The sequence below is a fragment of the Amycolatopsis alkalitolerans genome (genome assembly GCF_006152065.1).
GTDB classification, from domain to species: Bacteria; Actinomycetota; Actinomycetes; order Mycobacteriales; family Pseudonocardiaceae; genus Amycolatopsis_E; species Amycolatopsis_E alkalitolerans.
In genome coordinates this window covers 45,630-67,205 of sequence record NZ_VDFW01000035.1, presented here as the reverse complement: position 1 = coordinate 67,205, position 21,576 = coordinate 45,630, and the positions used below count along the sequence as shown (strand labels likewise).

Genomic DNA, 21,576 nt, shown 5'->3' with positions numbered 1-21,576 from the left:
CGATCTACAACGCCACCGACCCCGCCGCAGCCGCCAGGGAACTCAAAAAACGCGCCACCGCCTAACCCGATCAGCCCGGCACACATTCCATCGGATGCCTGATCGAAATGTGTGCTCATCCGGAATTCGCGAACCATCGAAATCATCAGGAGTGCGCCTCCATGGCGGCAAAAGAATCGATCTCCACGATTCGCTTGACCACCAAGCGAATCCCGGAAGACTGGACCGAGCTGGACGAGCGGGCGGTCGACACCGCCCGCGTGCTGGCCGCGGACGCGGTCGAGCGCTGCGGGAGCGGCCACCCCGGGACGGCCATGAGCCTCGCGCCGGTCGCCTACGCGCTGTTCCAGCGGATCATGCGGCACGACCCCGGTGATGCACAGTGGATCGGGCGGGACCGGTTCGTGCTCTCGGCCGGGCATTCGAGTCTCACCCTGTACGTCCAGCTGTTCCTCTCCGGCTACGGCCTGGAACTGGACGACCTGAAGGCCTTGCGCAAGTGGGGTTCGCTGGCCCCTGGTCACCCCGAGTACGGGCACACCCAGGGCGTGGAGACCACCACCGGTCCGCTGGGCCAGGGCCTGGCCAACGCGGTCGGGATGGCCATGGCCGCGCGCCGTGAGCGTGGCCTGTTCGACCCGGATGCCGAGCCGGGCAAGAGCCCGTTCGACCACCACATCTACGTGATCGCGTCCGACGGCGACATCGAGGAGGGCGTCACCGCCGAGGCTTCGTCGCTGGCCGGCACCCAGCAGCTCGGCAACCTCACGGTGATCTACGACAGCAACGAGATCTCCATCGAGGACGACACCCGCATCGCGTTGTCCGAGAACACCGCCAAGCGCTACGAAGCCTATGGCTGGCACGTCCTCACGGTCGAGGGCGGCGAGGACGTGACGGGGATCCTGGACGCGGTCGAGCAGGCCAAGGCCGAGACCGCCCGCCCGACCCTGATCGTGCTGCGCACCGTGATCGGCTATCCGGCGCCGACGAAGATGAACACCGGAAAGGTGCACGGCGCGGCGCTGGGTGCCGACGAGCTCGCCGCGGTCAAGCGTGCGGTCGGTCTCGACCCGGAGCAGAGTTTCCAGGTCGACGCCGCGGTCCTGAGCCACACCCGCGAGGTGGCCGACCGCGGCCGGGCCGACCGCGAGAAGTGGCAACTGGAGTTCGACGCGTGGGCACAGGCCAACCCGGAGCGCAAGGCGCTGCTGGACCGGCTGCGCAACCGTGAGCTGCCGGCCGGCTGGGCCGGCGGGCTGCCCACCTGGGAGCCGGACGCGAAGGGGGTCGCCACCCGCAAGGCGTCGGCCGCGGTGCTGGCCAAGCTCGGCGAGGTGCTGCCCGAGCTCTGGGGCGGGTCCGCGGATCTGGCCGAGAGCAACAACACCACGATCAAGGGCGCCGACTCCTTCGGCCCGGCCGGCATCTCCACCGGCGCCTGGACCGCCCAGCCCTACGGTCGCACGCTGCACTTCGGCATCCGCGAGCACGCGATGGGCTCGATCCTCAACGGCATCGTGCTGCACGGTGGCACCCGCCCGTACGGCGGCACCTTCCTCATCTTCAGCGACTACATGCGCCCGCCGGTGCGGCTGGCCGCGATGATGGGGCTGCCGGTCATCTACGTGTGGACGCACGATTCCATCGGTCTCGGCGAGGACGGCCCGACCCACCAGCCGGTCGAGCAGTTGGCGGCCCTTCGCGCCATCCCGGGCATGTCGGTGGTGCGCCCGGCCGACGCGAACGAGACCGCACATGCCTGGAAGGCGGTGCTGGAGGACCCGAGCGGTCCGGCCGGGCTGGCGCTGACCCGCCAGGACGTGCCGACCCTGGCGGGCACCTCCGCCGAGGGGGTGGCTCGCGGCGGTTACGTGCTCGCCGAGGCGTCCGCGGGCCGTCCGGAGGTGGTGCTCGTCGGCACCGGTTCCGAGGTGCAACTGGCGGTCGAGGCGCGGAAGATCCTCGAGTCCGAAGGGATCCCGGCGCGAGTGGTCTCGATGCCGTGCGTGGAGTGGTTCGATCGCCAGGACCGGTCCTACCAGGACCAGGTGCTGCCGCCGTCGGTGCGCGCCCGGGTCGTCGTCGAGGCGGGGACGGCGCAGCCGTGGCACCGGTTCGCCGGCGACGCGGGGGAGATCGTGTCGCTGGAGCATTTCGGTGCCTCGGCGGACTTCAAGACCCTGTTCCGCGAGTTCGGCATCACCACCGAGGCCGTGGTCGAGGCGGCCCGGCGAAGCCTGCGGTCGCGCTGACGCGTGGTCGCCGATCATGGAGGAAGATTTCGTTGACGCAGACGACTTCTCAGAAACTGGAACCCGGTCATTTCTCGGACGCGACGCGTGCCGTCGTCGAAGAGGTGGACAAGGTCGGGGCCGGGGTGCACTCGCCGGCCTGGGTCCGGGCCGGCGCGCTTTTGCTCAGGGCGTCGAAGGTGTTCACCGTCGGCACCGGCCGCAGCGGGCTCGCCCTGCAGATGGCCGCGATGCGGTTCATGCACCTCGGGCTCGCCACCCACGTCGTGGGTGAGGTGACCGCACCGGCGATCGGCCCTGGCGACGTGCTGGTGGCGGCTTCGGGTTCGGGATCGACGGCCCGGGTGGTGCGGGCCGCGCAGACCGCGCGTGACCAGGGCGCGGACGTGATCGCGCTGACCACCGCGCCCGATTCGGTGCTGGCCAAGGCCGCCACCGAACTCCTCGTCATCCCGGCCGCGGACAAGCAGGATTTCGACGGGACCGCGTCCGTCCAGTACGCCGGCAGCCTGTTCGAGCAGTCCGTTCTGCTGATCACCGATGCGCTCTTCCACACGCTGTGGCAGACCAGCGGGACCCAGGCTCGCCAACTGTGGCGCCTGCACGCGAATCTCGAGTGATCGCCGCGCCGCGATCTCTGTCCTGATGCCACAGAAAGAACGGGAGCCCGAGATGCAGTATCAGACCGAGGTCGCGCCGCGCACCGGCGTCGACATCCATACTCTGGAGGCGGCGGCGGTGGCCGCCACCCGGAGCGCCGCGGTGGCCAGCTACGCCTGGGTCGGCCGGTATGACCAGAAGGCCGCCGACGCGGCGGCCACCACGGCGATGCGGGCGGCACTGGCCGACGCGCCCGGGCGAGGAACGGTGGTCATCGGGGAGGGGGAAAAGGACGACGCCCCGATGTTGTTCAACGGCGAAATCGTGGGTACCGGCTTCGGCCCGGACTTCGACATCGCCGTCGATCCCCTGGAGGGAACCTCGTTCTGCGCGAGGGACCTGCCGGGCGCCCTGGCCACGATCGCGTTCGGTGAAGCGGGCACGATGTGGTCGCCGGGACCCGGGTACTACATGGACAAGATCGTGGTGCCGCCCGCGGCGAAGGACGTCATCGATCTCGACGACCCGCCCGAGCACACCTTGGCCAAGGTCGCCAGAGCCCTCGGCAAGCAGGTCGGCGAACTCCGCGTGATGATCATGGACAAGCCGCGGCACAAGGATCTGATCGCACGGGTGCTTCGGGCGGGCGCGGCTGTGCAGACGCCGGCCGGTGGCGATGTCGGAGGGGGCCTGGCGGTGCTCCTGCCGGCGCTCGATGTCGACCTGCTCCTCGGCGTCGGTGGCACGCCTGAGGGTGTGATGACCGCCGCGGCCGTCCGTGCGCTCGGGGGCGGCATGCTGGGTCGCCTGGCCCCGCAACGCAACGAGGAGGCGGATGCCATCCGCGCCGCGGGCATGTCCGTTGACCGCATCTACGAATGCCGCGAACTCGTGGCCGGCGATGCGTTCTTCGTCGCCACCGGCGTCAGCGGCAGTGCCCTTCTCGGCCGTCCCCGGGTATCCGCCGGTGCGACGGTGTCCGAGTCGCTCCTGATCTCCCAGGGGCAGATTCGCCACCTGACGCATACCACCTTCGCGTAGCTTCCGGCCGGCCGCCGGCCATGACGATCAAGGAGATTCGGTGACGTTGCACCTGGACGACCTCAGCGTTCGCCGCCTCGGCGAGTGCCGTTACGATTCGCCGTTCTCCGAAATGCTCTCCACCAAGCAGACCTCTCCGCATTACGTCGCCGAAGGCGACCGGGTTCTGCTCGAGGACACCGTTTCCATGCTGGCCGAGCACAGCCTCCCGCCCGGCCTGGTGCCGAGTTTCGAAGCCGCCGGGCCCCGCCGCAAGATCTACTTCGATCCCGCGCGGGTGACCGCCGGTATCGTCACCTGCGGGGGGTTGTGCCCCGGTCTCAACAACGTCATCCGCGGTCTCGTCCAGGAACTCGCCGTGCACTACAAGGTCAAGCGGATCCTGGGGTTCCGGAACGGCCTGCAGGGGCTGACGGCCGAACACCGCCATGACACGGTGGAACTGACGCCGGAGCGCGTTCGCGACATCCACACCGCGGGCGGCACCATCCTGGGCAGTTCCCGCGGCGGCCAGGACGCCGACGAAATGGTCGACAGCCTCGTCCTGCACGGGGTCGACCTCATGTTCGTCATCGGCGGTGACGGGGGGATGCGCGCCGCGACGTTCCTGAGCGACACGATCCGGGCACGCGGCCTGGACATCGCGGTCATCGGGGTACCGAAGACGATCGACAACGACCTGCCCTTCACGGACCAGTCATTCGGGTTCCAAAGCGCGTTCGCACGGGCCACCGACTTCATCGAGTCGGTCACCGTCGAAGCCGCGGCCAGCCCGAACGGCGTCGGGATCGTGAAGCTGATGGGACGGCACTCCGGATTCATCGCCGCCTACGCGGCGCTGGCCGCCAACGCCGCGGACATCGTCCTGATCCCCGAAATCCCGTTCGCCCTCGAGGGGGAGGACGGGCTGCTGGCCCACGTCGAGCAACACGTGCGAACCAAGGGCTACGTGGTCATCGTCCTCGCCGAGGGGGCCGGGCAGGATCTTGTCGAGCAATGCGGCCTGCCTCAGCAAAACGGTCGTGGCACCGATGCCTCCGGCAACGTCAAGCTCGGCAATATCGGGGAGTTGCTCAAAGACCGCATTACCGCACACCTGACCGCGGCCGGCCTGACTCCCACGATGCGTTACATAGACCCGAGTTATTCGGTCCGCAGCATCGCGGCCAACGCTTACGACAGTGTCTACTGCCTGCGCCTGGCCCATGCGGCGGTGCACGCGGCCATGGCGGGTCGCACCGAAGCCGCGGTCGCGCGCTGGCGGCGGCGCTTCGTGCATGTGCCGTTGTCGCTGATGACGAGCCGTCGAAACCAGGTCGATCCCGACGGTGACCTGTGGCTGTCGGTACTCGAAACCACCTGCCAGCCGGCCGAATTCGGTTTGGTGCGCGAGCGGGTGCACGTCCGCACGGGGTTTTGCTGACGGCTCCACTGTCCGAAAAGGATTGTCTGGTCAGGCGCGGGCCCGGCGGAGCCGTTCGGCGGCTTGTGCCCAGAGCGCCTTGCCGGATACCGCGGTGTACCCGTGGAGCGCTTCCCATCGGATGTCGTGGGCTGCCGGCCACACGCCGGCGGCCCAGGCGATCTGCTGCTCCTCCGCGGTGAACACGCGGCCCCGAGCGTCCTGATAGGACGCGAGGAACGCGTCGGTGCCTTCGATCGGCGGCAACGTGGCCGGCCCCATCTTGGGAAACACCGCACTCGCCGCGCCGACCAGGGCAGCCTCCGGTTGCCATGCCAGACTGTCCCAGTCGTGCACCGTGCACACCTGCCGGTCGTGCCACCGCAGGTTGTGTGCTTCGAAATCGGCGTGGCCCAGTACGCGGGGCAGGTTGGTGGCCAGCATTCTTCGACGGGCGCGGTCGGCCGCCTCCACGACGTAGACCGGCACGGGGCTCTGGTCTCGCTGATCGAGTTCGCCGATCGATGGCCACAGCCCGGAATGCCCGTGATCCCAGCGCACCCAGCGCGGGTTCGGCAACGGTGGCGCGACGGCGACGTCCTCCAGGCCGGTCATCAGCCGGGCGAAGACCTCCGCGTAGCGGACAGCCACGTCCGGCGAGTCGCCGGGCAGCACTTCGCCTCGGGGGCGGAATTCCTCGGCGTGCACGGCCAGTGGGCCGACACGGACCACCCGGGTGAGGGGACGGGCGCATGGGAACCCGTGCTCGGCCAGCCGGGCCTGCGCGGTGACACATGACGCGGCCCGGCCGTCGTCGGCGCGGGCCTTGACCACGACATCCTTGCCGTCGGCCAGCCGGAGGCCGAACACCGTCGATACCGACTGCCGCCGGAACAGCACGGCGGCGGGCCGGGCCCCAAGATGGCCGAGGCACCACGCCGGCAGCCAGTCCGGCAGATCATCCAACGGCACGGCGACAACTGTGCCATAGGCGTCACCACCAGAGCAGCGGCGCGCGATTTTGGGCTAATTGGCCGGATTGGCCAACTCCACGTGATCACCTTGTCGCCCGGCCGGGTGGCGATGAAGGCGTTTCTGGCAATACCCTCAGCATCGTTCTTCTACGGTCTGCACGTGGACCCGGTGGGGAGCGCGGACACGTGCATGCGATGCACGTCATATTCGGCGTGTCGTCAACTTTCGTTCACCGGATCGACTCCGGCTGCTCGGCTCGGTGTTTCACCCGCGGCGGTTACGCTCGTGCCGGTGCGAGGCGGCGGCTGCCGGGCGAGGTTGATCTCAGGGAAAATCAGGGGACGTCCCCGGATGCGGCCGGGGCCTGCACGCGCGAGATTGAGCGTTGTGGACGGACAGCGATGGCCCGGGTCGCGGGCAGCGGAGGCTTTCGGCCGGATTGGTGACTTGGCGGTGCGCCGGCCCCTCACCTGCGCCTTGAGACGTGTTTCGCCGTGACCGTGCTGGCCGTGGTCCTCGCCGCGCTCGGTGCCTGCGGCTATGCCGCCGGGGCATGGTTGCAGCATGCGGCCGTCCATCACACGATCGGTGACCATGGCCTCCGGGTACGTCACCAGCTGGAACTCGTCCGCAACACCCGCTGGCTGGCCGGCTTGCTCGCGCTCGGCAGCGGCGCGGTGTTGCACGCGTGCGCGCTCGGCCTCGCTCCGCTGAGCGTGGTGCAGCCGGTCGGGGTGATCGCGTTGCCCATGACCGTCCTGCTCAACTTCCGGCAGCAGGGCAGGCACGTCCGCGACCTCGGTCGCGGCCTGGTGCTCGCGGTGGCTGCCGTCACCGGCGGCGTCGGCACGTTCGTGCTGCTCGCCGCCGGAAGCGCGACCTCGACGCCGGTCGCGCCCGCCGACCAGCTGGTGGCCACCAAACTGGTCGGCAGCGGTGTCCTGATCCTCGCCGTGCTGGCCGGGCTGACCAGGTCGAAGGTGCGGTGCGTGCTGGCCGCCACCGGGGGTGCCGTCGCCTATGGATATGTCTCGCTGATGACACGCGGGCTGGTGCAGCAACTGGGTACGACCGATCTGCTGCACCTCGACCTGATGCCGGTGCTCGGTATCGCGGCGGCGATGGTGGTGGGGGGCTGGCTGCTGCAGCACGGGTACGCCAGTGGCCCGCCCGACCTGGTGGTGGCCTGCCTGACCGTGATCGATCCGATCGTGGCCGTCGGCCTTGGCATCGGCCTGCTGGGGGAGGCCGACCGGATCGGCACCGGGACGGCGGTGGGTGAAATCGTCTGCGCCCTCGTGGCGTGCGCGGGCGTGTTCGCCCTCGCCCGGTATCGCCCGGACACCCGTGACACGCAACCCGTGCCGGCCGCTCTTGCCGGACTCAGTTCGAACGATCGTCCCGACGGGAGTACCCCTTGACTTCGCAGCCGCTCAGCAGGCGCCCGCTCCGCATCGTGGTGGGCGCGGTGACCTACCCGCCCGACGTGAACGGGGCGGCGAACTTCGGCTACCGGCTCGCGACCGGCCTGGCCGGTCGCGGGCACGAGGTGCACGTCATCTGCCACTCCGCGGACCGTGGGTCCCACCGGCTGGTCGAGGACGGGGTGACGGTGCACCGGGTCGGTTCGTACGGCACACCCCTGCACCCGACGATCCGGGCCTGCGCGCCGTGGCAGGCGTCGTCCAAAGCGGATCGGCTGCTGGCGGAGATCCAGCCGGACGTGGTGCACGTACAGTCGCATTTCTTCATCGGCCGCGGCCTGATCAACTCGGCCCGGCGCCGGGGTGTCGGGCTGGTGGCGACGAACCACTTCATGCCGGAGAACATCCTCGGTTACCTCAAGGTCCCCCGGCCGCTGCGGCGTGCCGCCACGCGCGTCCTGTGGCACAGGCTGATCAAGCACTACAGCAAGGCGAAAACGGTCACCGCGCCGACGCCACGGGCCGTGCAGTTGTTGCGGGAGAACGGGTTCGTGGCCAGGGCGATGCCGGTGTCCTGCGGTATCGACGTCGAGCGGTACCGCCGCCGGGCGGTTCAATTCCGCCGGCACAACCCCGATCCGGACACCCGCACGGTGCTGTTCGTGGGTCGCCTGGACCAGGAGAAGCACATCGACGATCTGCTGAGGGCGATGTCGATGCTGCGGACCGAGGCCCGGCTGGAGATCGTCGGCGACGGGTGCCGGCGCGCGGCCCTGGCGCAGCTCGCCGTCGATCTCGAGATCGCGGACCGGGTGCATTTCGCCGGGCTGGTCGACGACGACGAGTTGCTCGACGCCTACGCCCGCGCCGACCTGTTCTGCATGCCCAGCACCGCCGAACTGCAGAGCCTGGCCACGATGGAGGCGATGTCGGCCGGTACTCCGGTCGTGCTCGCGAACGCGATGGCGCTGCCGCACCTCGTCGTTCCCGGCCAGAACGGCTGGTTGTACCCGCCGCGCCAGGTGCCCGCGCTGGCGGCCGCGCTCGACGACGTGCTCGCTGAGCGCGCGACCATCGACCGGATGGGCAAGGCCAGCGAGCAGCTGGTGTCCCAGCACGATATCGAGGCGACCCTGAGCCGGTTCGAGTCGATTTACCGCCACGCGATCGACTCCCGGCAGTCGCGTGAACGCAACGTGGTCCGCACCGAACTGGCGAGCTGAACCATGCTTTCCCCAGGACTCGGTCCGAGCGAGCGGGTCGACGAGATCTGTGGTGCGGACCTGCACTATTGGGTCTACCGCGACGAGCTCGCGGCCGGGGCGCGGACGGTGCTGATGGTGCACGGCCTGCGGGGGACCCACCACGGGCTGGAGCTGATCGCGGAGGCCCTGCCCGGCCGCCGGGTCGTGATCCCGGACCTGCCCGGCTTCGGTGATTCCGGGCCGCTGGCGGGGCGGCGGCACGACGTCGACGGCTACGCGCACGCCGTGGTCGCGCTGATCGAGCGGCTCGGCGGCCGGACCCGGCCGGTCGTGCTGCTCGGCCACTCCTTCGGTTCGGTCGTCGCGGCGCGGGTCGCGTCGTCCGCCCCGGAACTGGTACACCGGCTCGTGCTGGTCAATCCGATCGCGACCCCGGCGCTGCGCGGGCCGCGCGTGGTCATGTCCGGCCTCACTTCGGCCTACTACGCGCTCGGCGCGGCGTTGCCGGCCCGGCTGGGGCGCTCGTGGCTGTCCAGCAAATGGCTGGTGCTCGCCGCGAGCCGGGCGATGACCCGCACCAGGGACGAAGGGCTGCGGCGGTTCATCGACGAAAGCCACCTGCGGTACTTCAGCCGGTTCCACAGCCCCGCGATACTCGCCGAGACCTTCCAGGCGTCGGTGAAGTCCACGGTGGCCGATTACGCCGATGCGCTGAGCACGCCGACGCTCCTGATCGCGGGTGAGACCGACGAGATCGCACCGACGGCCGGGCAGTACGAGCTGGCCGCCCGTCTCGCCGCCGCCGAACTCGTGGTGATCCCGAAGGTGGGGCATCTCGTGCACTACGAAGCACCATCCCGGGCCGCCGGCGAGATCCAACGGTTCCTTGGAGTGTCATGAAAGTCGTCGTGGACGCGCGGTGGACGCGGATGGACGCCCACGACGGCATCAGCCGCTACGGGGCCAACCTCATCGGCGCACTGCACCGGCTCCATCCGGTGATCATGCTGATCCACGACGAGCGACAGCTCCGGCTGCTCCCGGCTGGTGTGCCGTATGTGAAGGTCAACAGCCCGTTCTCGCCTCGTGAGCTCCTGCTGTCACGCACGTTGCGCCCGCTGCGGCCGGACGTGGTGTTCAGCCCGTTGCAGGTGATCGGCGGATTCCGGCGGAACTACCGGCTCATCCTCACCCTGCACGATCTGATCTACTACCGCCATCCGCAGCCGCCGACCTTCCTGCCGCTGCCGGTGCGGACCGTATGGCGCCTGTACCACAAGGCGTACTGGCCGCAGCGAGTTCTGCTCAACCGGGCCGACGCCGTCGTGACCGTGAGCGAGACGACGAAGAACCTCATCGCCGAGCATCGCCTCACCCGGCGCCCGGTGACGGTTGTCCACAATGCGCCATCGGTGCCCCCCGCCGGCGTTCAGGATCCGGAAGGCGGCTCCCGCGATCTGGTCTACATGGGCTCGTTCATGCCGTACAAGAACGTGGAAGCGCTGATCGCCGGTATGGCGTTTCTCCCCGGGTACCGGCTGCACCTGGTGAGCCGCATCGCGCCGGAACGCGAGGCCGAGCTGAAGGCGCTGATCCCGTCCGGTGCGGATGTCGTGTTCTGGCGGGGAATCAGCGAAGACGGCTACCAGAACCTGCTCGCCGGAGCGGCCGCCCTGGTCACCGCCTCCCGGGACGAGGGGTTCGGGTTGCCGCTCATCGAGGCGATGAACGCGGGCACGCCGGTGGTCTGCAGCGACCTGGCCGTCTTCCGCGAGGTCACCGGCGGGCACGCACTGTTCTTCGAACCCGGCGCACCGGACGAGTTCGCCCGTGCCGTGTCCAAAGTGGAGGATCCAGGGCTGCGGGCCGACCTGGTCGCGGCCGCCCGCGATCAGGTCACGACCTTCAGCTGGCTCACCTCGGCCGAACGTCTGCTGGACCTGATGCGGAGTCTCGCCTGAGGCGACGAGCCGTGCATCCGGGTGGGGAGCGGCGCCGCTCCCCACCCCGCCGGCGTCACAGCTTGGTCAGCAGCTGCTGCATCTCGGTGATCTCGGCCGTCTGGCTGTCGATGATCCGCTGCGCCAGAGCCTTGGCGTCGGCGCTGGCGCCCTGGGCCAGCTCGGTCCTGGCCATCTCGACCGCGCCCTGATGGTGCTCCACCATCATCTGCAGGAACATCTTGTCGAACTCGGCACCGCCGGCCTCCTGAAGCCGCTGCATATCGGCGTCGGCCATCATGCCCGGCATCGAACCGTGGTTGGCGTCCGGCATCGACGGCATGGCGCTCGACGAGGTCGCGCCCCACTGGCCGAGCCAGCCCGTCATCTGCTGGATCTCCGGATCCTGCGCGTTCCGGATCCGCGTCGCCAGGTCCTTGACCTGGGTGTTCGTGGTTCGCGACGCGGCCAGCCCGGCCATCTCGACGGCCTGCTGGTGGTGCGGGATCATGTCCTGCGCGAAGGTGACGTCAGCGGCGTTGTGCGTGCCAGCCTGCGCCGGCGCGGGCGTGGCGGCCGCGCTGCTCATGGCCATCCCACTGTGCGAGGAGTCGTCACCGCTGCTACATCCGGCCAGCACCAGGCCGGCAGCCGCGACAGACATGGCGATACCCAGAATTGTCTTGTTCACAATGATTTCCTTCGATGTCGTATTTGGTCGTGACGAACGCGAACGGCGTACGAGGACGCCGCGCGTCACGTCACAGCCGCAACACGCACACCGAAGCGAGCAGGGATCGGCCACCGGGGCTGGCCGGGCGGTCGGGGGAGCGGGCGAGTGCCCGAGGGCAGCGGCGGCGGCACCGAGTCGAGAGCGGGCCGAACCCCGCCATCACCAGCAGCACCAGCAGTGCGCCAAAGGCAAGCTGCCCGAGCACGGCGAGGCATTCATGCAGCATCGCGCCCATACCGTGGTCGTCCGGCATCGGGGCCGCCGACAGTGCCGGAGACGTTCCGGGCACCATCGCGACGACGGTCGCCGAACCATGGCCGGGGAGGCCGTGCTCCGCCGGCGCGTGGTGCATCGTGACCAGGCCCAGGGCCAGTATCGCGAGCAGCAGCCAACGCGCCGGCTGACGGCGGTTGGCGAGGCTCATGGCCAATACGGTAGCCGCTGCCCGGGGCAAGATCGCAAATCGGGGATGTGACAGGCGGGCGCCCGCCGACCGTGATCTGGACTGCGCCAGAGGCGAAGATCGGTACGGTGGGACGAAGCAATGTCCTGGAGGAAGCGTGACCGAGCAGCAGCCGTGGCAGTGGGACGAGCCGACGTGGCGTGGCCACGTCGAGCGAGTGCGCGCCGGGCGTCCGCTGCGACCGGAGTCCTGGCCCGGTGGCGCGAAGGTCGCCGTGGCGTTGTCGTTCGACTCCGACCATGAAACGCCGGCCCTGCGCGACGGCGAGGTGCTGCCGGGCAAGCTGTCGCAGGGTGAGTAGGGCGCGCGTGTCGGTGTGCCACGGATCCTGAAACTGCTCGAACGTTTCCAGGCGCCGTCGACGTTCTTCGTGCCTGCCGTGTCGGCGCTGCTGCACGACGGCGAAGTGAAGTCCTATGTGGATGCCGGACACGAGGTCGCGCTGCACGGCTGGATCCACGAACGCAACACCCAGCTGCCACCGGAGGCCGAACGCGATCTGGCGTTCCGGGGCGCGGACACGCTGGAGCGTCTCGCCGGAGCACGCCCGGTCGGCATCCGTACCCCGTCCTGGGATTTCTCCGCCGCCACGCTGCGGATCATCCGCGAATTGGGCCTGAGGTACGACTCGTCGCTGATGGCCGACGACGACTGCTACGAGATCCTCGCCGAACTGCTCGAGCATATCGCGTCGCACGAGGGTGTCTGGTTCGCCACCCACGCCCAGATCGCCGCCGAGATCAGCTGCGGTAGCGCCCTCGGCTCGGTCAGTGGACGAGGTCCAGCCACGCCCTGAGCCCGCGGATGTCACCCGCGCCGCAGCGGAATCCGACGTGCCCGTCCGGCCGCGCGGCGAGCAGCCCACGGCCGGTCCAGCTGCTGACCCGGTGCACCGTGACGTGCCCGCCGAGCAGCGTGTCGTCGAGTTCCGGACCGTCGCGTTCCAGCAGCAGGTGTATCCCGGGGCGGGCGGTGAGTGCGTGCAGCCGCACCGTTCTGCCGTCGCACACCAGATCCTCGTCGGGCAGGCGGTCACCGGGCCGGGGCCCGGGGCCGCCCGGGCTGCCCTGCACCGACAGGCGGCTGTGCCGGTACCGCACCCACCGCTGCGAGAGGAGCCGGACGACCTGCGCCATCAGGTGCGGATCCTTGAGCAGCAGCGGGAACGTCGGTGCCAGCAACGGGACCAGCGTCCCGCGCAGGAGGGTGGGCAGCGGGCTGGTCGACGCCTCGGCGAAGAACACCAGGTGGGTGAGCGCGAGTACGTGGCGGGCGACGGGACGCCGCTCCAGCTCGTACGAGTCGAGCAGAGTCGCATGTGGACGAAGACCGCGGGCGAAGGCCAGTTTCCAGCCCAGGTTCACCGCGTCCAGGATGCCGGTGTTCATACCTTGGGCCGCCGCCGGGGAATGCGTGTGCGCGGCGTCGCCGGCCAGGAACAGCCGCCCGCGCCGGAACGCGTGCGCCAGCCGGTGCTGGAGGCGTACCTGGGCGGACCATGCCAGCCTGCGGACGCCGACGGCCAGCCCCGCGGCATCGAGGATTCGCTGTACCTCGGCGGCCGGAACCGCCTGTCCGGGCTGCCCGAACGGTGCGCCGCCACGCTGCCACGGGCGGGTGGCGAGGATCCGCCACGTCGCGCCCTCACCGAGGGCGAACAGGAAGACGAGCCCCGGCCGCGCCGCGACGACATGCATCACGTCAGGTGTCAGATCGCCGTCGAGTTCGGCGTCGGCGAGGACGACCTGCTCGCGATAGGGCGCGCCCTGCCAGCCGATGCCGGCGATGCGGCGGCCGGTGCTGTCGGGACCGTCGCACGCGGCGACGAACCGGCATGCCGCCTCCTCGAACCGGCCGTCGCGGCGCAGCACGACGTGTGCGGCCGTGGCGTCCTGGCGCAGGCCGGCGAACTCGACGCCACGCTCCACCTCGACGCCGCGGGTCTTCAGCGCCCCGGTCAGCACTTCCTCGACGTCCATCTGCCGCAGCATGGTGAGGTGCGGAAACGCGGTGTCCCGCAACGCGGCGCCGGCGAGTTGGGCGGAGACCCGCCTCGTGCCCAGATGCAGCTCAGCTCGCGGCGCCCGGTCCGCCCGGTCGAGCAGGCCGGCCGTCACGCCCAGTGGGCGGAGGCTCTCCAGCGTGCGGGAGTGCATGACCATCGCCCGCGACGGGCGGAACGGGTCCGGCCGCCGCTCGACGATCCGCACCGTCGCCCCGTTGTCGTGGGCCTGTAGCGCCGTTGTCAGCCCGGTGGGGCCCGCGCCGACGACCAGCACATCCGCTCGCGCGCTCACGGTGCCCCGACCACCTGCCACCACGCCGGTTCCTCCGGTCGCGCCCGCTCCGCCAGTACGTCCGGATCGGCGAGGACATCGATGCGTCGCAGCCCCGGGACTACCCGGTAGTCGATCGAGCCGCGCACGCTGACCAGGTCCAGCACGCGCCACAGCGACCGCGCATACCTCTCGGCGGCCTCCGCGCCGTCCCACTCGTACAGGCCGCGATAGACCCCGTTGGTGTCATGACGGAGCCACAGCTTCGACACGAATCCCGGAAAACCCACGAAGAGCGGTGTGTTGAGCAGGCTCTCCCACCTGAACAGCGCGTGCCCGCGCACTCCGCGCACCCCGCGGAGCCGGAACGAAACGGCCAGGAAGCACGGTTCGCAGGGGATCCGGTCCGACACCGTGTCCCGGTACACTCGCCCTTCGGTGCCGTCGGCGAACGAGAGCACCGTGCCGACCTCGCCGCGCGGCAGGTGCACCTCCCCGCGCAGCAGCATCACCAGAGTCGCGACGACGGAGCGCGCAACCGCGAAGCATGCCGTACGGACGGGCAGCGGCCCGCGCCTTTTCGGCCCGTCATACATCGGGGTCTCCTTCCCGGTAGCGCGATTCCGACAGTCGCAGGGCTCCGGGCGAACATCCAGGGACGTGGCGGCCGTACAGGATGGACCTTGGCAACCAACCGGGCGGGACCGAGGGCTCTTTCTTCCGGCCGGGGCGCCCGTCGAGACTGTGCCGGAGTCTGCTGCGAACAGGATGTCGATGCGATGAGTGAGACCCCGGCCGGCGGCCAGACGCTGCTGTATCGGACGGCGGTCGTATGCGGTCAGCTCCTGGTCGTCGCGGCCGCCCTGTGGGTCCTCACCCGCATTCTCGCCCAGCTCACCGCCGTGGTCATCCCGGTCGCGGTCGCCCTGCTGCTGGCGGCTCTGCTCGAGCCGATGGTCACCTGGCTCACGCGGCACCGGCTGCCCCGCTCGCTGGCGACGGCGATCGTCCTGCTCGGCGGTCTGGCCGCGGTGGGAAGCCTGGTCTGGTTCGTGATCACGACCGTCGCCGCCGCCGTCCCGAGCCTGCGCACGCAACTGGCCGAGAGCTACGGCCAGCTGCGCGGCTGGCTCGCGACCGGCCCGCTGGGACTGCGTCCCGAGCACCTCGACCAGCTCATCGCCGAGGCACGGCAGTGGGTGACGCGAAACCAGCAGGATCTGATCTCCGGTGCGTGGGGCGCCTTCTCCACCGCCGGCTCGGTGCTGACCGGCGTCGCGCTGGCGATCTTCGTCCTGGTGTTCGTCTGCTACGACGGCGCGCGCATCTGGCGTTTCCTCGTCAGCCCGTTCCCCGCGCGGGCGCGCATGCGGGTGGACGCGGCGGGGAAGCGCGCTTTCCACGATCTCACGGCGTTCATGTACGCGCTCATCACGGTGTCAGCGGTCGATGCCGTCGGGATCGGTCTCGGCCTGTGGGGCACCCGGGTGCCGCTCGTGATTCCGCTTGCGACCCTGGTGTTCCTTGGCGGCTTCGTACCGATGATCGGTGCGTTCGTCTCCGGGCTGCTCGCCGCGCTCGTCGCGCTCGTCGCCAACGGGCCGTTCACCGCCCTCATCGTGACCCTGATCGTGATCGGCGTGCAGCAGCTCGAAGGCAACGTGCTCGAACCGCTGATCACCAGCAATGCCGTGAAACTGCATCCGCTCGCGGTGATCATCGCGATCGCCATTGGCGTGCAGCAGGCCGGCATCATCGGCGCGCTGCTCGCCGTACCGGCGCTCACCACCGTCCGGGCCGTCACCAGCACACTACGTGCGTGACCGGCCTGGCCCGGCGTTCCGGCTCACTGTGGTGAGACGGTGTTCATCGCGCACGCGAGCTGCCTGGCCGCACCGGCGGGCCTTGAGATGTACAGCTGGGCGTAGAGCCAGCCTTCGGTCTCCAGACCGTCCGAGTCCACACCGGCACTGGAGAGCGTGTCCAGGATTTGGCTCTGCTCCTGGGCGGAGGTGAACCGGCGCTGCCGGAACACGCCCTCGATCCCGGCCGTCTCGTAGCCCAGTTCGGCCAGTCTCGTCGCGACCGGGTCGTAGGAGAACATGCGCAGCACGAAATGCGCCATCCACGGCCGCGCCCCGCGTGCGATGCGGGCGATGGTCCGTTCCGTGACGTAGCCGACGCAGCCGGTCGAGATGACGAGATCGACCCCGGCCAGCATGTTCTGCTGCTCCGGGGCGGGGTCCTCGCGTTCGAGGTCCGCGTGGATCGCATCGTCGATGAAGCCGGCCGAACGCGCGTACGTCAGCGCGGGTTCCGAGTTGTCGAGGCCGATGAAGCGGATGTCGTCGCTGCCCTCGTGCGCGCGAACCCAGTGCCGGTCGGCCGAGACCAGCGCTTCGTGGTCGAGCGTGCGCGCGTCCGGGCTCGTGTAGTAGTCGTAGAGCTCATCCATCGTCGCGTCGCATCGTTGCAGGGCCGCGTTTACGCCGTAGGAGCAGCCGATATCGAGCACGGTCGGTTCCGCTACGCCACGTTCGGCGCGGTATTCCTTGATCAGCTTCGTGAAGTAGGGCTTCGCCAGTTGCGGAATCTGGTAGTCGACCCGGCCCAGCGTGCCGAAATACGCGCGCGGATCGGGTTCGGTGTAGATATCGTCGAAGGAGATCTTGCCGGTCGAGTCGAAGGGCACTCCGGTCTCCTGTCTCGTTGTCGCGCAGCTCTCCGGTCCGGTAGGTGATCTTTCTCCTCTTACCGTAGTGACCGGGTGCCGGGAATAGCGACCAAGAACGACGGAAGGTCACCAAAACGCAGTGCGAACAGCACGCCGCGCCTTCCGCCACCGGCCGTCCAGGCGAGCGATCCGGGCGTCCGCGATGTCACGTTCGCGCTGGTAGAGCACACCCAGGGCGAAGCTGTCCGGCGCGTCCTCGGCCAGCGTCCGCAACTCGGCTTGCGCGACGACGGCATCCTGGTGCTCGCCCAGCAGATCCTGCAATCCGGTGAACTCCGCCAGTGCGTCGCGCGCGGCCAACGGCGAGATCGGGCGCGCGACCTCGATCGCGTACCGCAGCCGCTTGGCGGCCTTGCGCACCCGGTGCACCCGCTCGTCCCGTTCGCGGCCGTGCGCCGCGTGACTGGCCCGCAGGCGCTCGTCCACTTCCGCCACGGCGGCGGCGAGTGTTTTCGGGATGGCCTTTGCCGCGCGGCGTTCGGCCTTCGCGTTCGGTTCCACCGCCTCGAGCGCGCCCAGCAACTCGAGATAGCGCTCGGAGTCCAGTGCCGCGATCGCCAGCCCGCGTGCCCGTTCGGCACGTTCGTCGAAATGTCGCCGCACGTGCGCGATGAGGCGCTCGTCTGCGAGTTCGGCCAGCCCGGACAACAGGCGGTCCCGTTGTACTTCGGCGTCCCGCGCGGCACTGAGTTGCACGCCGAGCCAACCGAGTTCGTCCGCGAGGGGGCGCGTCGTGGGGTCGAAAAGCTTCGCGTAGACCTGCAGCGTGCTGCGAGCGCGGCGGGCGGCGACGCGCATCTGGTGCACGGAGTCCGCTTCACCGCGGCGGACCGCGAGATCGCCCGCCGCGAGCGCCGCACTTTGCGCACGCAGATACGCGCCGACGACCTCGCCCGCGGTCGACCGGCGGTTCGGCGCAGGCCGCCGATCCGTCACGGTTCCCAGGACTCGTACGAGTTTCGCCGGGCTGCTCGACCGTGTGATCCCCGCTGCCCGGAGCCGGGATTCGATGGCGTCGGCCAGGGGCCGACCGTCGGCGGCCTGCTCGACCTCGACCTCGGCCCATTCATGCGTCCGCCCGCCCGGCCCGGTGGCGCGTACGCGGTCCAGCACGACCTCCGCACGCATGACACCGTGCTCGTCGAGCAGTCGGCGGCGGGTGCGTTCCGTGTGGATCGTGGCCTGCGGCTCCAACGGCATCGCCCGCGCGTACGAGCGCACCAGCGAAGCCAGGTCATGCGGTACGGCAAGGGTTTCGGCAAGGGGCAGCCGGACTTCGGTACGGGCATCCGTGCCCGCCGGGATCTTCAGATGCCAGCCCGCGTCGTCACCCCCGGTTCGGCGGCGCAGGGTGAGGCCGCCCCGCAGCAGGCGAAGATCGGCCGTGTCGTAGTACGTCGCGTCCAGCGTGAACGTCTCCGGCGACGTTTCCGTTGTCACACCGGGAAGCCCGGAAAGTGCGGGCAGCTCCCGGCCCGGCGGCAGCTCGTACTTGCGCTCCACCTCAGCGACCAGGTCGATCGGCATACGCACCTCTCTCCGGACCAGGATCCCCGCGAAACACCGGCCCGCGTGAGGGGCATCCAGGCCCCACTCCGGTGACCTTCGACCCTACGTGGCAGCTCCCGGCCCAAGGGAAAGTCTGCGCATCACAGGCAGAGGGAGCAGGACATGCGCACGGAGTATCACGAGAAGCTGGCGCAGTTCCAACAGAGGCTGGGCGAGCTCGCGCGACTGGCGGAGACCGCGATCGGGCAGGCGACGCAGGCGCTGCTGAACGGCGATCGCGAACTGGCACGCACCGTGACCGGGGGCGAATCCGCCATCATGCGACTGCACCGGCTCCTGGACACCGACGCGGTGAACCTGCTCGCGCTGCAGCAGCCGGTGGCCTCCGAACTGCGCACCGTGGTGGCCGGGCTGCGGATGAGCGCGGATCTGGAACGGATGGGCGCGCTGGCGCGGCATGTGGCCGAGATCGTCCAGCAGCATGAGACCGGCCCCGTGGTGCCGGACGGTGTGCGGCCCACCCTCGCCGCGATGGGCGAGGTGGCCGGCCGGATGGCGGCCGACGCCCGCAAGGCGATGGCCGCGCGCGACGCGACCGCGCTCCGGCGGCTCGACCGTGACGACGACGAGATGGACCGGCTCGAAGCGGTGGTGCGCCAGGACGTGCTCGCCGAGGTTCCGCCTGCCAACCTCCGCACCGCGATGGACCTCGCGCTGCTCGCCCGTTTCTACGAACGCTTCGGCGATCACGCGGTCTCACTCGCCAAGCGGGTCGCCTACCTCGCGGAGCACCCGGCACAGGACCTGACGGTGTGATTCCCTTCGATTCGCTGTACCGGCACGGGTTCGTCCGGGTCGCTGTCGCCGTGCCCGAGGTCGGGGTGGCCGATCCGGCGCTCAACGCGGAACGAACGCTCGAGTTGGCGCACCGGGCGTGTGCGGACGGTGCGGTGCTCACGGTCTTTCCCGAACTCGGTCTCTCCTCGTATACCGCCGATGATCTGTTCCACCAGCAGGCCCTCCTGGATGGCGTGAACACCGCGTTGACCCGTGTCATCAGCGAAAGCGCCGAAATTCGCGGCCTGCTCGTGGTCGGTGCGCCGCTGCGGGTCGAGGGCCGGCTGTTCAATTGCGCCGTCGTCGTGCACGGGGGCGAGGTGCTCGGCGTCGTGCCGAAGAGTTATCTGCCCAATTATCGCGAATTCTACGAGAAGCGGTATTTCGCCGCCGCTCGTGACGCGACCACCGATACCGTCGAGATCGCGGGCAGTACCGTGCCGTTCGGCAGCGATCTGCTGTTCGTACCCTCCACTGTGGACGGATTTGTCTGCCATGTGGAGATCTGCGAGGACGGGTGGGTGCCGATCCCGCCGAGCGCCTACGCGGCGCTGGCGGGCGCCACGGTGCTGGTGAACTCGTCCGCGAGCGACATCGTCATCGGCAAGGCCGGCTACCGGCGCCGGCTCTGCCTCGGGCATTCCGCCCAGTACCTCGCGAGCTACCTCTACGCGGCGGCCGGATCGGGTGAGTCCACAACGGACCTCGCGTGGGACGGGCAGGCCTTGATCTGCGAGAACGGGCGGCTGCTGGCCGAGGGCAGCCGGTTCGCCCGTACCGGGCAGGTGGTGACGGCCGACGTCGATCTCGCCCGCGTGGCCGCCGACCGCCTCCGGACGACCAGCTTCGCCGACAGCGCGCACGACCACCGCGATCGGCTGAAGCGTGTCCGGCGGATCGCGTTCGACCTCGCCTTGCCGGACCGTTCCGTGAAACTGCGCCGGAACATCGAACGATTCCCGTACGTGCCGGCCGATCCGGCGCGCCGGGACGAGCGGTGCGCCGAGGTGCACAACATCCAGGTGCAGGGACTGGCCACCCGGCTCGCGGCCACCGGCATCGGCAAGGTCGTGATCGGCGTTTCCGGCGGTCTCGACTCCGCCCAGGCGCTCATCGTCGCGGTGAAGAGCATGGACCGGCTGGGCCTGGCCCGGAGCAACGTCCTCGGCTACACGATGCCCGGATTCGCCACGAGCACCCGCACTCTGGCCGATGCCCGCAGGCTCATGCGGGTTCTCGGGGTGAGCGCGCACGAGATCGACCTCCGCCCTTCGGCGATGCAGATGCTGCGGGATCTCGGCCATCCCGCCGCCGATGGCGCGCCGGTCTACGACATCACCTACGAGAACGTGCAGGCGGGCGAACGCACCTCGCACCTGTTCCGGCTCGCCAACCACCACGGCGGCCTCGTGGTCGGTACCGGCGACCTCAGCGAGATGGCGCTGGGCTGGTCCACCTATGGGGTCGGGGATCAGATGGCGCACTACAACGTCAACGCGTCGGTGCCCAAGACGCTGATCCGGCACCTCATCGCGTGGGCCGCCGACAGCGGCCAGTTCGGCCCCGGCGCCGCGGACGTGCTCCGGTCCATTCTGGACACCACGATCTCACCGGAACTGGTACCGGCGGCCGCGACGGGCGCGCAGCCGGCGCAAAGCTCCGAGTCGGTCGTCGGGCCGTTCGAGTTGCAGGATTTCCATCTCTACTACCTGCTGCGGTTCGGTTACCCGCCCAGCCGCATCGCCTACCTCGCTCATCACGCGTGGGGCGAGAAGTACGACCTGGCCACGATCAAGCACTGGCTCGGCGTGTTCCTCCGCCGGTTCGTGCAGACCAGCCAGTTCAAACGGTCCGCCACGCCCAACGCGCCGAAGGTCGGTTCCGGCGGCTCACTTTCCCCGCGCGGGGACTGGCGCGCCCCCAGCGACGCGACCGCCACCGCCTGGCTCGGCGAACTCGATCGTGCCGTGCCGGGAGATCACCACAGGGCCAGCGACTCGTCCCGGAACGAGCACCGCGCCCCCAACAGCGCCAGCTCCGCGAAGGATTCGCGGTAGTGGTGGCCGCACAGGTACAGATCCACCCGGCGTTGCGGGGAGACCGGCACGAACACCTTGACCACAGGTGGCGCGGAGCAGCAGCAGGAGCGATCGGGCCAGCGCGACTCCATCGGCGAAACAGG

The 21,576-nt window shown here is 69.8% G+C and carries 20 protein-coding genes; 13 read left to right on the top strand and 7 right to left on the bottom strand.

The window, feature by feature from the left end; genetic code table 11:
- Positions 1-161: 161 nt before the first annotated feature.
- The 4 genes from tkt to FG385_RS28730 are packed head-to-tail and all read left to right on the top strand — an operon-like array spanning position 162 to position 5,319.
- Positions 162-2,255 carry a transketolase gene (gene tkt / locus FG385_RS28745; RefSeq protein WP_200834703.1) on the top strand — a complete coding sequence of 698 codons (2,094 nt, stop codon included), beginning with the start codon at positions 162-164 and terminating at the stop codon, positions 2,253-2,255.
- Between the two features lie 32 nt (positions 2,256-2,287).
- Positions 2,288-2,875, top strand: coding sequence for a 6-phospho-3-hexuloisomerase (hxlB, locus tag FG385_RS28740; protein WP_139099935.1), 588 nt, complete (start codon positions 2,288-2,290; stop codon positions 2,873-2,875).
- 52 nt (positions 2,876-2,927) lie between these two features.
- On the top strand, positions 2,928-3,896 hold the full coding sequence (locus tag FG385_RS28735) for a fructose-bisphosphatase class II family protein (RefSeq protein ID WP_139099934.1): 969 nt from the start codon (positions 2,928-2,930) through the stop codon (positions 3,894-3,896).
- A 40-nt stretch (positions 3,897-3,936) separates the two neighbouring features.
- Complete coding sequence (locus FG385_RS28730; RefSeq protein WP_139099933.1) at positions 3,937-5,319, top strand: ATP-dependent 6-phosphofructokinase; 1,383 nt, start codon at positions 3,937-3,939, stop codon at positions 5,317-5,319.
- Between the two features lie 30 nt (positions 5,320-5,349).
- Here the strand turns inward: FG385_RS28730 and FG385_RS28725 are convergent, their stop codons facing one another.
- Positions 5,350-6,270, bottom strand: a complete 921-nt coding sequence (locus tag FG385_RS28725) for a phosphotransferase (RefSeq protein ID WP_139099932.1) — start codon at positions 6,268-6,270, stop codon at positions 5,350-5,352.
- A gap of 497 nt (positions 6,271-6,767) precedes the next feature.
- On the opposite strand from FG385_RS28725, the gene FG385_RS28720 reads away from it, so the two are divergent.
- From FG385_RS28720 to FG385_RS28705, 4 genes are read left to right on the top strand one after another with little or no spacing between them, the layout of a single operon-like run.
- Positions 6,768-7,694 carry a DMT family protein gene (locus FG385_RS28720; RefSeq protein WP_139099931.1) on the top strand — a complete coding sequence of 309 codons (927 nt, stop codon included), beginning with the start codon at positions 6,768-6,770 and terminating at the stop codon, positions 7,692-7,694.
- Positions 7,691-8,920, top strand: a complete 1,230-nt coding sequence (locus FG385_RS28715) for a glycosyltransferase (RefSeq protein ID WP_139099930.1) — start codon at positions 7,691-7,693, stop codon at positions 8,918-8,920. The genes FG385_RS28720 and FG385_RS28715 overlap by 4 nt, the downstream gene beginning before the upstream one ends.
- A 3-nt stretch (positions 8,921-8,923) precedes the next feature.
- Positions 8,924-9,802 carry an alpha/beta fold hydrolase gene (locus FG385_RS28710; RefSeq protein WP_139099929.1) on the top strand — a complete coding sequence of 293 codons (879 nt, stop codon included), beginning with the start codon at positions 8,924-8,926 and terminating at the stop codon, positions 9,800-9,802.
- Positions 9,799-10,863 carry a glycosyltransferase family 4 protein gene (locus FG385_RS28705; RefSeq protein WP_139099928.1) on the top strand — a complete coding sequence of 355 codons (1,065 nt, stop codon included), beginning with the start codon at positions 9,799-9,801 and terminating at the stop codon, positions 10,861-10,863. The genes FG385_RS28710 and FG385_RS28705 overlap by 4 nt, the downstream gene beginning before the upstream one ends.
- A gap of 55 nt (positions 10,864-10,918) precedes the next feature.
- Here FG385_RS28705 and FG385_RS28700 read toward each other — a convergent pair whose 3' ends face one another.
- Together FG385_RS28700 and FG385_RS28695 are read right to left on the bottom strand one after the other, a co-directional pair.
- The gene (locus tag FG385_RS28700; protein ID WP_235022852.1) at positions 10,919-11,533 is read right to left on the bottom strand and encodes a DUF305 domain-containing protein; all 615 of its coding nucleotides are present in this window, start codon (positions 11,531-11,533) and stop codon (positions 10,919-10,921) included.
- 70 nt (positions 11,534-11,603) lie between these two features.
- Positions 11,604-11,999, bottom strand: a complete 396-nt coding sequence (locus tag FG385_RS28695; RefSeq protein WP_235022851.1) for a hypothetical protein — start codon at positions 11,997-11,999, stop codon at positions 11,604-11,606.
- Positions 12,000-12,135: 136 nt separating this feature from the next.
- On the opposite strand from FG385_RS28695, the gene FG385_RS35075 reads away from it, so the two are divergent.
- On the top strand, positions 12,136-12,339 hold the full coding sequence (locus FG385_RS35075) for a hypothetical protein (RefSeq protein ID WP_235022850.1): 204 nt from the start codon (positions 12,136-12,138) through the stop codon (positions 12,337-12,339).
- Between the two features lie 15 nt (positions 12,340-12,354).
- Positions 12,355-12,834: a polysaccharide deacetylase family protein gene (locus tag FG385_RS28690; RefSeq protein ID WP_235022849.1), complete on the top strand. Its 480-nt coding sequence runs from the start codon at positions 12,355-12,357 to the stop codon at positions 12,832-12,834.
- On the opposite strand, the gene FG385_RS28685 is transcribed toward FG385_RS28690, so the two are convergent.
- Both FG385_RS28685 and FG385_RS28680 read right to left on the bottom strand, forming a co-directional pair.
- The gene (locus FG385_RS28685; RefSeq protein ID WP_235022848.1) at positions 12,806-14,335 is read right to left on the bottom strand and encodes an FAD-dependent monooxygenase; all 1,530 of its coding nucleotides are present in this window, start codon (positions 14,333-14,335) and stop codon (positions 12,806-12,808) included. The two genes, FG385_RS28690 and FG385_RS28685, sit on opposite strands and share 29 nt — an antisense overlap.
- Entirely contained in the window at positions 14,332-14,910 is a 579-nt protein-coding gene (locus tag FG385_RS28680) for a hypothetical protein (protein WP_200834702.1), read from the bottom strand. Before FG385_RS28680 ends, FG385_RS28685 begins: the two co-directional genes overlap by 4 nt.
- 183 nt (positions 14,911-15,093) lie before the next feature.
- Here FG385_RS28680 and FG385_RS28675 point away from each other — a divergent pair, with 183 nt between their 5' ends.
- Positions 15,094-16,137, top strand: a complete 1,044-nt coding sequence (locus FG385_RS28675; protein ID WP_139099926.1) for an AI-2E family transporter — start codon at positions 15,094-15,096, stop codon at positions 16,135-16,137.
- A 23-nt stretch (positions 16,138-16,160) separates the two neighbouring features.
- Here the strand turns inward: FG385_RS28675 and FG385_RS28670 are convergent, their stop codons facing one another.
- Positions 16,161-17,006, bottom strand: a complete 846-nt coding sequence (locus FG385_RS28670) for a class I SAM-dependent methyltransferase (RefSeq protein WP_139099925.1) — start codon at positions 17,004-17,006, stop codon at positions 16,161-16,163.
- A gap of 108 nt (positions 17,007-17,114) precedes the next feature.
- Complete coding sequence (locus tag FG385_RS28665; RefSeq protein WP_139099924.1) at positions 17,115-18,575, bottom strand: CYTH and CHAD domain-containing protein; 1,461 nt, start codon at positions 18,573-18,575, stop codon at positions 17,115-17,117.
- A gap of 144 nt (positions 18,576-18,719) precedes the next feature.
- Here FG385_RS28665 and phoU point away from each other — a divergent pair, with 144 nt between their 5' ends.
- Both phoU and FG385_RS28655 read left to right on the top strand, forming a co-directional pair.
- Complete coding sequence (gene phoU / locus FG385_RS28660; protein ID WP_139099923.1) at positions 18,720-19,373, top strand: phosphate signaling complex protein PhoU; 654 nt, start codon at positions 18,720-18,722, stop codon at positions 19,371-19,373.
- On the top strand, positions 19,370-21,451 hold the full coding sequence (locus FG385_RS28655; RefSeq protein WP_139099922.1) for an NAD(+) synthase: 2,082 nt from the start codon (positions 19,370-19,372) through the stop codon (positions 21,449-21,451). Before phoU ends, FG385_RS28655 begins: the two co-directional genes overlap by 4 nt.
- Positions 21,452-21,576: the final 125 nt, after the last annotated feature.

Bases quoted from the DNA above. Each gene is read 5' to 3' on its own strand.
- FG385_RS28675 (WP_139099926.1), top strand. From the start codon at position 15,094: ATGAGTGAGACCCCGGCCGGCGGCCAGACGCTGCTGTATCGGACGGCG.
- tkt (WP_200834703.1), top strand. From the start codon at position 162: ATGGCGGCAAAAGAATCGATCTCCACGATTCGCTTGACCACCAAGCGA.
- FG385_RS28710 (WP_139099929.1), top strand. From the start codon at position 8,924: ATGCTTTCCCCAGGACTCGGTCCGAGCGAGCGGGTCGACGAGATCTGT.
- phoU (WP_139099923.1), top strand. From the start codon at position 18,720: ATGCGCACGGAGTATCACGAGAAGCTGGCGCAGTTCCAACAGAGGCTG.
- FG385_RS28665 (WP_139099924.1), bottom strand. From the start codon at position 18,575: ATGCCGATCGACCTGGTCGCTGAGGTGGAGCGCAAGTACGAGCTGCCG.
- FG385_RS28705 (WP_139099928.1), top strand. From the start codon at position 9,799: ATGAAAGTCGTCGTGGACGCGCGGTGGACGCGGATGGACGCCCACGAC.
- FG385_RS28680 (WP_200834702.1), bottom strand. From the start codon at position 14,910: ATGTATGACGGGCCGAAAAGGCGCGGGCCGCTGCCCGTCCGTACGGCA.
- FG385_RS28735 (WP_139099934.1), top strand. From the start codon at position 2,928: ATGCAGTATCAGACCGAGGTCGCGCCGCGCACCGGCGTCGACATCCAT.
- FG385_RS28695 (WP_235022851.1), bottom strand. From the start codon at position 11,999: ATGAGCCTCGCCAACCGCCGTCAGCCGGCGCGTTGGCTGCTGCTCGCG.